We start from the raw sequence: 10,105 nt of genomic DNA, 5'->3' as shown, positions 1-10,105 counted from the left end.
GCTCGCCCCCGAACGGGGGCGAGCAGGCCGTCTTCGTGTCGTGCTGTGTCAGTCCTTGATCTCGCAGATCGCCGCGCCCGAGGTGAGCGACGCGCCGACCTCTGCCGCGAGGCCCACGATGGTGCCCGAGCGGTGGGCGTTCAGGGGCTGTTCCATCTTCATGGCTTCGAGGACGACGATCAGGTCGCCCTCGTTGACCTGCTGGCCCTCCTCGACCGCGACCTTCACGATCGTGCCCTGCATGGGCGAGGCCAGGGTGTCGCCGGAGGCGGCCGGGCCGGACTTCTTGGCCGCGCGGCGCTTGGGCTTCGCGCCGCCCGCGGCCGCGGTACGGGCCAGGGTCATGCCCAGCGAGGACGGGAGGGAGACCTCCAGGCGCTTGCCGCCGACCTCGACGACCACGGTCTCGCGGCCCGGCTCGTCCTCGGAGTCCTCCGCGGCGGGAACCACGAACGCCGGGATCTCGTTGACGAACTCGGTCTCGATCCAGCGGGTGTGGATCGTGAACGGGTCGGCCGTGAAGGCGGGGTCGACCACGACCGCGCGGTGGAACGGGATGGCCGTGGCCATGCCCTCCACCTCGAACTCGGCCAGCGCGCGCGCCGCCCGCTGGAGGGCCTGCTCGCGGGTGGCACCCGTGACGATGAGCTTGGCGAGCAGGGAGTCCCACGCCGGGCCGATGACCGAGCCGGACTCGACGCCCGCGTCCAGGCGGACGCCCGGCCCGGTCGGCGGGGCGAACTTGGTGACGGTGCCGGGGGCCGGCAGGAAGCCGCGGCCCGGGTCCTCGCCGTTGATGCGGAACTCGAAGGAGTGGCCGCGCAGGACCGGGTCCCCGTAGCCGAGCTCCTCGCCGTCCGCGATGCGGAACATCTCGCGGACCAGGTCGAGGCCGGTGACCTCTTCGGTGACCGGGTGCTCGACCTGCAGACGGGTGTTGACCTCCAGGAAGGAGATCAGGCCGTCGGCGGAGACCAGGAACTCGACCGTGCCGGCGCCGACGTAGCCGGCCTCCTTCAGGATCGCCTTCGAAGCCGCGTACAGCTCGGCGTTCTGGGCCTCGGTCAGGAACGGCGCCGGGGCCTCCTCCACCAGCTTCTGGTGGCGGCGCTGCAGCGAGCAGTCGCGGGTGGAGACGACGACCACGTTGCCGTGGGAGTCGGCCAGGCACTGGGTCTCCACGTGCCGCGGCTTGTCGAGGTACTGCTCGACGAAGCACTCGCCGCGGCCGAAGGCGGCGACGGCCTCGCGCACGGCGGAGTCGTAGAGCTCCGGGATCTCCTCGATGTTCCGGGCGACCTTCAGACCGCGACCGCCGCCGCCGAAGGCGGCCTTGATCGCGATGGGCAGGCCGTGCTCCTTGGCGAAGGCGACGACCTCGTCCGATCCGGAGACCGGGTCCGGCGTGCCGGCGACCAGCGGAGCGCCGGCGCGCAGCGCGATGTGGCGGGCGGCGACCTTGTCGCCGAGGTCGCGGATGGCCTGCGGCGGCGGGCCGATCCAGATCAGGCCCGCGTCGATGACGGCCTGCGCGAATTCGGCGTTCTCGGACAGGAAGCCGTATCCGGGATGGATGGCGTCCGCACCGGAGTCGGCTGCGGCCTGCAGGATCTTGGAGATGTCCAAGTAGCTCGCGGCCGGGGTGTCACCGCCCAACGCGAAAGCTTCGTCGGCCGCGCGGACGTGCAGAGCGTCCCGGTCCGGGTCGGCGTAGACGGCTACGCTCGCGATCCCGGCATCCCGGCAGGCCCGAGCAACGCGGACTGCGATTTCGCCACGGTTGGCGATGAGCACCTTGCGCACGATGGCTCCCTCCTTGAAACAAGCTGAGTTTAGGGACAGCCCACACGGCCTTTCGACCCTTCCCCGGTGGTGACCTTGCCCACACGGACTGTGATCCGAGTCGATCCCGAGTCGATAAAACCCTTGTGGCGCCCCATGTCAGGGGGATCCCCGACTGCACAGTAACCCTGCCGTGTGTCCGGGGTCTCTGTTCCCCGGGTCAGCGGGCCGGGGTGATTCTTTGTCGAATCCCTACGAACGGCCCACGCATTCCCTGCACGGGCGGGGTGCCGTCGCCGTGTCGCCGCCGCGTCGTCGCCGGGGTGTCGCCCTGCGGCGGCCCGACCGTAACGAAGCGGCCCCGGCCCCTTGTCCCGAGGTTTACCCGTTAGTAGCCTCCAGGCGTCGAACGGGCTTGTGCATGCGGGGTGGGGGCGTCGTGGCTGGTGTGAGTGGCGTGGGTGGCTCGGTGCTGCGGAGATCCGTGGCCGGGGCGACCGCGGTCGTACTCGTCGTGGAGGCGGCGGTGCTCGGCTTCGTCCACCTCGTCCTCGGCCGGACCACCGAGAACCAGTCGATGTCCATCGCGGGCGCCGATCCGGATGTCATGTCCAAGGCGACCTATGCGCTGGGCGCCGGCATGGCCCTGTTCCTGCTCGCCTGCGCGGTGTTCCTCGCCCTCGCCGCCGCCCGCGACCGGGCCCCGGGCGCCTTCGCGCGCGTGCTCCTCGTCAGCGCCGCCGTCACCCACGGACTGCTCGGCGCCCTCGTCGTCGGCCTGGTGGGCTGGGGCGCCTTCGCGGTGATGATGCTGATCCTCTGCCTGCTGGTGCTGAGCCTGACGCTCTACGCGGCCAAGGGCGCGGCCGGGACCGCGCAGACCGCCGGCGGCCCCGCGGAGGGCTCTGGCGGGCCCCCGGGCGGCTCCGGCGGGCCGGGTGGCTTCGATGGCCCCGGCGGCGGCCCCGAGGTGCGGGACGCGGCGCCGGGCCATCCGCTCGCGGAATTCGGGGACTTCGGCAGGCTCGGGGAGGTCAAGCCCACAAGTCCGTGATGGACACGCCCAGTTCGGCCAGCAGTGAGCGCAGCAGCGGCATGGAGATCCCGATCACGTTGCCGTGATCCCCGTCGATGCCCTCGATGAAGGGGGCCGACAGCCCGTCCAGGGTGAACGCCCCCGCCACGTGCAGCGGTTCCCCGCTCGCCACGTACGCCGCCACCTCCGCGTCCGTCGGCTCGCCGAAGCGGACCGTCGTCGACGCCGTGGCCGAAACCTTCGCGCCACTCGCCGTGTCGATCACGCAGTGCCCGGTGCGCAGCACCCCGGCGCGCCCGCGCATCGACTTCCAGCGGGCCGTGGCCTCCTCGGCGTCCGCCGGCTTGCCCAGCGCCTCGCCGTCCAGCTCCAGCACCGAGTCGCAGCCGATCACCAGGGCGCCCGCGGCCTCGTCCAGGGCCGCCACGACGGCCGCCTTCGCCTCGGCCAGCGCGAGCGCCAGCTCGGACGGGGAGTCGGCGGTCAGGGCGTCCTCGTCGAAGCCGCTCACGATCACGTGCGGGGCGAGCCCGGCCTGCCGCAGCAGGTTCAGCCGGGCGGGCGAAGCGGAGGCGAGGACCAGGGCGTGGCGGGGGGCAGCAGTCATGCCTGCCATCGTAGGGGCGGCCGGCCCGCGGCCCGGCGAGGGCTCAGAAACCGCCCACGCCCAGTACGTACACCACGACGACCATCGCGATGACGACGATCACCGTCATCCGCCGGACCATCGCCGCGGCGTCGCGCATGTCCTTCGGCGGCTCGTTCTTCGGGTCTGACCAGAGCATGCACTGATCCTGGCCCCGAGCACTCCTGTGGCGCCTGAGTACGGGTACTCAGGCGCCACGGGCAGTTCACGTCATCTTCATGACGGCACCGGCATGACGGCCGCGGTTACGCGGGCCAGTACGTACGGCCCCACGCGCCCGGTCCCGGGCGCGGCAGGGTCCGCCGGGCCACCCGGCCCGGCGCCGCCCACGCGTCGGTCACCCGCGCCGCGCCCGACGGCTCCGACGCGAGGGCCGCCGCGCGCGCTCGGACCACCGCCAGTGCGGCGGCCAGCTCCTCGGGGGTCGGGTTCCCCTTGACGACCTTGATCACCACGGGACTGCCTCCTAGCGTCCTAGAGTCCTTGCGTCCTGGCGTCCTAGAGCGGGATGTTGCCGTGCTTCTTCGGGGGCAGCGACTCGCGCTTGGTGCGCAGCTGCCGCAGCCCCTTCACCACGTGCGCCCGGGTCTCGGACGGCATGGTCACCGCGTCGACGTAGCCGCGCTCGGCGGCCGTGTACGGGTTCAGCAGCGCGTCCTCGTACTCGGTGATGAGCCGCGCCCGGGTCTCCTCGGCCGTGCCGGCCTCCTCCGCTTCGGCGATCGCCCGGCGGTGCAGGATGTTGACCGCGCCCTGCGCGCCCATGACGGCGATCTGGGCCGTCGGCCACGCGAGGTTCAGGTCGGCTCCGAGGTGCTTGGAGCCCATCACATCGTAGGCACCGCCGAAGGCCTTCCGCGTGATGACCGTGATCAGGGGGACGGTCGCCTCGGCGTACGCGTAGATCAGCTTCGCGCCGCGGCGGATGATTCCGTTGTACTCCTGGTCGGTGCCCGGCAGGAAGCCCGGCACGTCGACGAAGGTCAGCACCGGGACGTTGAAGGCGTCGCAGGTCCGGACGAACCGGGCCGCCTTCTCGGAGGCGTCGATGTCCAGACAGCCGGCGAACTGCATCGGCTGGTTGGCGACGACCCCGACCGGGTGCCCCTCGACGCGGCCGAAGCCGGTGAGGATGTTCGGCGCGAAGAGCGACTGGGTCTCCAGGAACTCCGCGTCGTCGAGCACGTGCTCGATCACCTTGTGCATGTCGTACGGCTGGTTCGCGCTGTCCGGGATCAGCACGTCGAGCTCGCGGTCGCTCTCGGAGACCTCGGTGTCGGCCTCCTCGGGGAAGGCCGGGGGCTCGGAGAGGTTGTTCGACGGGAGGTAGGAGAGCAGCGACTTCACGTACTCGATGGCGTCCTTCTCGTCACCCGCCATGTGGTGCGCGACGCCGGACGTGCTGTTGTGGGTGCGCGCCCCGCCCAGCTCCTCGAAGCCCACGTCCTCGCCGGTGACGGTCTTGATCACGTCCGGGCCGGTGATGAACATGTGCGAGGTCTGGTCGACCATGACCGTGAAGTCGGTGATCGCGGGGGAGTACACGGCCCCGCCGGCGCACGGGCCGACGACCAGGCTGATCTGCGGGATCACACCGGAGGCGTGGACGTTGCGGCGGAAGATCTCGCCGTACATGCCGAGCGCGCTGACGCCCTCCTGGATGCGGGCGCCGCCGGAGTCGTTGATGCCGATCAGCGGGCAGCCGGTCTTCAGCGCGAAGTCCATCACCTTCATGATCTTCTGGCCGTAGACCTCGCCGAGGGCCCCGCCGAAGACGGTGAAGTCCTGCGAGAACAGGGCGACGGGCCGCCCGTCGACGGTCCCGTAGCCGGTGACGACTCCGTCGCCGTACGGCCGGGTCTTCTCCAGCCCGAAGTTCGTCGACCGGTGCCGGGCGAACTCGTCCAGCTCGACGAAGGACCCCTCGTCCAGCAGCAGGGCCACCCGCTCACGCGCCGTCAGCTTGCCCTTGGCGTGCTGCTTTTCCACCGCCCGGCCCGAGCCGGCGTGGGTGGCTTCCTCGACGCGGCGCTGCAGATCCGCGATCTTGCCCGCGGTGGTGTGCATGTCGATCGGCTCTGACGGTTGTGACATCGGGGTCGCGGCTCCCTGCGTGGTGTCAACTGCCTGGTGACTTACTTGGTTTTTACTAGCTACTGGTGCGTAGCGTATCGGCGGGCATGGCGCTCGGCGGTGCGGCGTTTGACACACCTAATCTGGGTTGCATGACGCCATCAGATGCATCAGGCGGGGCTTCGAGTGGAGCCGCCGCGGGCCGTTGGTCGAGTCTGGACCGGCCGCCGCTGAACGTTGCCGCGCTGCAGCGGGCCCTCGTGACCGGCGAGGGGCTGTGGAGCTCGCTGGAGGTGGTGGCCTCCACCGGGTCCACCAACAGCGATCTCGCCGCACGGGCCGCGAAGCTCCCCGAGGGGGCCGTGCTCGTCGCCGAGGAGCAGACCGCGGGGCGGGGCCGGCTCGACCGGAGCTGGGTCGCGCCCGCGCGGTCCGGACTGTTCTTCTCCGTACTCCTGAAGCCCGGGCCCGCGGTGCCGCAGGAGCGGTGGGGCTGGCTGACGCTGCTGGCCGGGGTGGCCACGGCCACCGGGCTCTCGCGCGCCGCCGGCGTGGACACCGCCCTCAAGTGGCCCAACGACCTGCTGGTCACCGTGGACGGGGAGGAGCGCAAGACCGGCGGGATCCTCGCCGAGCGCGTGGGCGACGGGGTCGTTCTCGGGATCGGGCTCAACGTGACCCTGACCGACGCCGAGCTCCCGGTGGACACCGCCGGGTCGCTGGCCCTGGCCAAGGCCACCGTCACCGACCGGGACCCGCTGCTCAGGGCCGTACTGCGGTCCCTGGAGCAGTGGTACGGGAACTGGCGGGAGGCCGGCGGCGATCCCGCGGCCAGCGGTCTGCAGGAGACGTACGCGGCGGGCTGCGCGACCCTCGGCAAGCACGTGCGGGCCGAGCTGCCGGGCGGGCGCACGCTCACCGGGACGGCCGAAGCGGTGGACACCGACGGACGGCTCGTCGTACGGACGGCCGAGGACCGGCACGAGGCCGTGGGGGCAGGGGACGTCGTCCATCTGCGGTCGGTGCGGTAGCCCGCGGGGGGAGCGCCCCGGGTGACGGAGCAGGGGAGTGAGCTACGGCACACCTGCCGTATGGTTTAGGCGATCCCGGTCCTCGCGGTGATCACCCGGTTCGGCAGTGCGCACGGCAATGGACAGGAGGCGGCCCTTGACCGTCGACGACCCTCGGTCCAGCGCGCCCGCCCCCGCGACGGCGACGGGCGGTGCGGGCGGCTCCGGCAGTTCCGCCGTTCCCGGCGGCTCCGGAGTCCACTCCACCCCGATCGGGCGCGAGCAGCACACTCCCCACCACGAGGTCGACCACACGGCCCAGCCGACGGCCGACCCGCTGGCCATCCGCCTGGAGCAGCTGATCCTGGGCGCCGAGCGCCGGTACACCCCGTTCCAGGCGGCCCGCAGCGCCGGGGTCTCGATGGAGCTCGCCTCCCGCTTCTGGCGGGCCATGGGCTTCGCGGACATCGGCCAGGCCAGGGCCCTGACGGAGGCCGACGTACTGGCGCTGCGCCGGCTCGCAGGCCTCGTCGAGGCCGGGCTGCTCAGCGAGCCGATGGCGGTCCAGGTCGCCCGGTCCACCGGGCAGACCACGGCCCGGCTCGCGGAATGGCAGATCGACTCCTTCCTGGAGGGGCTGACGGAGCCGCCGGAGCCGGGGATGACCCGTACCGAGGTCACGTACCCGCTGGTCGAGCTGCTGCTGCCGGAGCTGGAGGAGTTCCTCGTCTACGTGTGGCGGCGCCAGCTCGCGGCCGCGACCGGGCGGGTCGTGCAGGTGGCGGACGACGAGGAGATGGTCGACCGGCGCCTCGCGGTGGGCTTCGCCGACCTGGTGGGCTTCACGCGCCTGACCCGGCGGCTGGAGGAGGAGGAGCTCGGCGAGCTGGTCGAATCCTTCGAGACGACCTCGGCGGACCTGGTGGCGGCGCACGGCGGCCGGCTGATCAAGACGCTGGGCGACGAGGTGCTGTACTGCGCCGACGACGCGGCCACGGCGGCGGAGATCGCGCTGCGGCTGATCGAGACGATGGAAGCCGATCCGCAGATGCCCGAGCTGCGCGTGGGCATCGCGTTCGGAACGGTGACCACCCGGATGGGCGATGTCTTCGGGACCACGGTGAACCTGGCCTCGCGGCTGACGTCGATAGCGCCGAAGGACGCGGTCCTGGTGGACGGCGCGATGGCCCAGGAACTGGGCCGCACGGGCGCGGCCCCGGTCTCGGAGAAGGAAGCCGAGAACGAGGAGGGCGGCGGCACCTACCGCTTCGCGCTCCAGCCGATGTTCCAGCGCCCGGTGCGCGGCCTCGGCGTCGTGGAACCCTGGTCGCTGACGCGGCGGAGCCCTAAGATCCCCGGATAACGTTCGTTAACCGGGAGGGCCCCTGTGTCCGAATTTGTCGTGGTGCGAAGGCATGAGGGCGGGGTCGCCGAGCTGGTTCTGGACCGGCCCAAGGCGATGAACGCCGTGTCGACGGAGATGGCGCGGGGGATCGGCGCCGCGTGTGCGGAGCTGGGTGCGGACCCGTCGGTACGGGTGGTCGTGCTCTCCTCGACCGCCGAGCGGGCGTTCTGCGTGGGCGCGGACCTCAAGGAGCGCAACTCCTTCTCGGACGCCGAGCTGCTGCGGCAGCGGCCGACCACGCGGGGCGCGTACGGGGGCGTGCTGGAGCTTCCGATGCCGGTGATCGCGGCGGTGCACGGGTACGCGCTGGGCGGCGGCTTCGAGCTGGCCCTCGCGTGCGATGTCATCGTGGCCGACGAGACGGCCGTCGTCGGGCTGCCCGAGGTGTCGGTCGGGGTGATCCCGGGCGGCGGCGGTACGCAGCTGCTGCCGAGGCGTGTGGGGGCGGCGCGGGCCGCCGAGCTGATCTTCACCGCGCGGCGGGTGGAGGCCGCGGAGGCGCTGGCCCTCGGGCTGGTGGACTCGGTGGTGCCGGCGGGGTCGGACCGCGAGGCGGCCCTGGCGATGGCGGCGGCGATGGCGGCGAACTCCCCGGTCGGGCTGCGGGCCGCCAAGCGGGCGCTGCGGCTCGGGCACGGCATGGACCTGACGGCCGGGCTGGAGATCGAGGACGCGGCCTGGCGGACGGTGGCCTTCTCGGGGGACCGGGCCGAGGGCGTGGCGGCGTTCAACGAGAAGCGGAAGCCGGAGTGGCCCGGGGTGTGAGGGGCGGGCCCCGCGGGCCCGCATCCCGCATCCTGCGTCCCGCATCCCGCGTCACGCTTCGTGACCCTTTGTGATCTTGATGCCACCGAATGTCGCGCCAATTGTCACTAAATCGGACAAAACCCCTAACCTGGGGTGATGGGTGTTGACGGGCGGCTTCGAGCCGTTGTGGGCCTCGCGCAGGCCATGGCTGCCGCATGCGCGCCGCGGGACAGCGTGCGGGCCGCCGCGCGCGGGGCGAGGCTGGCGATGGACGGGTCGTTCGCCGCGATCTCCGCGTGGGAGCGGGAACGGGGGCGCCTGCGGGTGCTCGTGAACGAGGGGGAGCGCAGGGACGGGGAGGAGGAGTTCCCCGAGGACGAGTCGTACCCCGTCCACGACTTCCCCGAGATCACCGAGTTCCTGCACGAACGCTGGGTCGGCGGCGGCGGACCCCACGCCTGGGTGGACAGCGCGGTCGGCGACCGGCCGGGACGCCGGGGCGAGGCGCTGCGGCGCCGCGGGCGCGGTACCTGCGTGGTGGCCCCGATCGTGCTGAGCGGGCGGGCCTGGGGCGAGCTGTACGTGGCCCGGGACGAGGGCATGGCGGACTTCGACGAGGACGACGCGGAGTTCGCCACCGTCCTCGCGGCCGTGATCGCGGCCGGGCTCGCGCAGAGCGACCGGCTGGAGGAGGCCCGCCGGCTCGCCTTCACCGACCCGCTGACCGGACTGGCCAACCGGCGGGCCGTGGACATGCGGCTCGACGAGGCGCTGGAGGAGCACCGGCGGGGCGGGGGCGAGGTGGTCGTGAGCCTGGTCGTCTGCGACCTGAACGGCCTCAAGAAGGTCAACGACACCCTCGGGCACGCGATGGGCGACCGGCTGCTGGAACGGTTCGGCTCCGTGCTCAGCCTGTGCGGGGCGATGCTGCCGGGGGCGCTGGTGGCCCGACTGGGCGGGGACGAGTTCTGCCTGGTCAGCGTCGGGCCTTCGGCGGACGAGGTGGTACGGGTCACCGATGAGGTCTGCCAGCGGGCCGCCGAGCTGGAGCTGGGGGAAGGGGTCGCCTGTGGCGTCGCCTCCACGGGGGACCCGATCGGGCCGGTGAAATCCTCCCGGCGGCTGTTCCGGCTCGCGGATGCGGCGCAGTACAAGGCGAAGGCGGCGCGGTCGGCGAAGCCGGTGGTCGCGGGGCGGGACACGGCGGTGGTCCGCCTCGCCGACGCGGAGCCCGGGGGCCCGGGGGAGCGCCGCCGCTTCCGGGGGCGGGCGTAGCCCGTGGCCCGGGCCCGGGCTGGCCGTCGCCCGGGCGGGGGCTGCCCGTGGCCCGGGCGGGCGACGGGGCCCGGTCCTCAAGCGCCGGACGGGCTGAGGGGGTGCCGGGCTGCGCCCGGACCCCCTGGGGC

General features: G+C 72.6%; 10 protein-coding genes. 5 read left to right on the top strand and 5 right to left on the bottom strand.

Annotated elements, in window-relative coordinates:
• Nucleotides 1-48: 48 nt before the first annotated feature.
• The gene (locus tag ACFWNV_RS37645) at nucleotides 49-1,803 is read right to left on the bottom strand and encodes an acetyl/propionyl/methylcrotonyl-CoA carboxylase subunit alpha (protein WP_383956188.1); all 1,755 of its coding nucleotides are present in this window, start codon (nucleotides 1,801-1,803) and stop codon (nucleotides 49-51) included.
• Nucleotides 1,804-2,221: 418 nt separating this feature from the next.
• Between ACFWNV_RS37645 and ACFWNV_RS37640 the strand changes: the two genes are divergently transcribed.
• Nucleotides 2,222-2,836: a hypothetical protein gene (locus ACFWNV_RS37640; RefSeq protein WP_383956185.1), complete on the top strand. Its 615-nt coding sequence runs from the start codon at nucleotides 2,222-2,224 to the stop codon at nucleotides 2,834-2,836.
• Here the strand turns inward: ACFWNV_RS37640 and ACFWNV_RS37635 are convergent.
• The 4 genes from ACFWNV_RS37635 to ACFWNV_RS37620 form a co-directional block, all read right to left on the bottom strand.
• Nucleotides 2,817-3,425: a Maf family protein gene (locus ACFWNV_RS37635; protein WP_383956182.1), complete on the bottom strand. Its 609-nt coding sequence runs from the start codon at nucleotides 3,423-3,425 to the stop codon at nucleotides 2,817-2,819. The two genes, ACFWNV_RS37640 and ACFWNV_RS37635, sit on opposite strands and share 20 nt — an antisense overlap.
• A 43-nt stretch (nucleotides 3,426-3,468) precedes the next feature.
• On the bottom strand, nucleotides 3,469-3,603 hold the full coding sequence (gene mmpB, locus ACFWNV_RS37630) for a morphogenic membrane protein MmpB (protein WP_279346700.1): 135 nt from the start codon (nucleotides 3,601-3,603) through the stop codon (nucleotides 3,469-3,471).
• A gap of 106 nt (nucleotides 3,604-3,709) precedes the next feature.
• Nucleotides 3,710-3,919, bottom strand: coding sequence for an acyl-CoA carboxylase epsilon subunit (locus tag ACFWNV_RS37625; RefSeq protein WP_383956179.1), 210 nt, complete (start codon nucleotides 3,917-3,919; stop codon nucleotides 3,710-3,712).
• Between the two features lie 43 nt (nucleotides 3,920-3,962).
• Nucleotides 3,963-5,558, bottom strand: coding sequence for an acyl-CoA carboxylase subunit beta (locus ACFWNV_RS37620; protein WP_383956176.1), 1,596 nt, complete (start codon nucleotides 5,556-5,558; stop codon nucleotides 3,963-3,965).
• A gap of 131 nt (nucleotides 5,559-5,689) precedes the next feature.
• On the opposite strand from ACFWNV_RS37620, the gene ACFWNV_RS37615 reads away from it, so the two are divergent.
• From ACFWNV_RS37615 to ACFWNV_RS37600, 4 genes are all read left to right on the top strand, one after another.
• Nucleotides 5,690-6,568 carry a biotin--[acetyl-CoA-carboxylase] ligase gene (locus ACFWNV_RS37615; protein WP_383956173.1) on the top strand — a complete coding sequence of 293 codons (879 nt, stop codon included), beginning with the start codon at nucleotides 5,690-5,692 and terminating at the stop codon, nucleotides 6,566-6,568.
• A 136-nt stretch (nucleotides 6,569-6,704) separates the two neighbouring features.
• On the top strand, nucleotides 6,705-7,910 hold the full coding sequence (locus tag ACFWNV_RS37610; RefSeq protein WP_383956170.1) for an adenylate/guanylate cyclase domain-containing protein: 1,206 nt from the start codon (nucleotides 6,705-6,707) through the stop codon (nucleotides 7,908-7,910).
• A 24-nt stretch (nucleotides 7,911-7,934) separates the two neighbouring features.
• The gene (locus ACFWNV_RS37605) at nucleotides 7,935-8,717 is read left to right on the top strand and encodes an enoyl-CoA hydratase/isomerase family protein (RefSeq protein ID WP_383956167.1); all 783 of its coding nucleotides are present in this window, start codon (nucleotides 7,935-7,937) and stop codon (nucleotides 8,715-8,717) included.
• Nucleotides 8,718-8,855: 138 nt separating this feature from the next.
• Nucleotides 8,856-9,974 (top strand): diguanylate cyclase domain-containing protein, encoded by a 1,119-nt coding sequence (locus ACFWNV_RS37600; RefSeq protein ID WP_383956164.1) that lies wholly within the window; start codon nucleotides 8,856-8,858, stop codon nucleotides 9,972-9,974.
• The last annotated feature ends 131 nt before the right edge of the window (nucleotides 9,975-10,105 follow it).

It is taken from the genome of Streptomyces sp. NPDC058401 (assembly GCF_042722885.1).
Classification (GTDB): Bacteria; Actinomycetota; Actinomycetes; order Streptomycetales; family Streptomycetaceae; genus Streptomyces.
This window is presented reverse-complemented; position numbering and strand designations above follow the sequence as displayed.

Bases quoted from the DNA above. Each gene is read 5' to 3' on its own strand.
- ACFWNV_RS37635 (WP_383956182.1), bottom strand. From the start codon at position 3,425: ATGACTGCTGCCCCCCGCCACGCCCTGGTCCTCGCCTCCGCTTCGCCC.
- mmpB (WP_279346700.1), bottom strand. From the start codon at position 3,603: ATGCTCTGGTCAGACCCGAAGAACGAGCCGCCGAAGGACATGCGCGAC.
- ACFWNV_RS37620 (WP_383956176.1), bottom strand. From the start codon at position 5,558: ATGTCACAACCGTCAGAGCCGATCGACATGCACACCACCGCGGGCAAG.
- ACFWNV_RS37615 (WP_383956173.1), top strand. From the start codon at position 5,690: ATGACGCCATCAGATGCATCAGGCGGGGCTTCGAGTGGAGCCGCCGCG.
- ACFWNV_RS37600 (WP_383956164.1), top strand. From the start codon at position 8,856: ATGGGTGTTGACGGGCGGCTTCGAGCCGTTGTGGGCCTCGCGCAGGCC.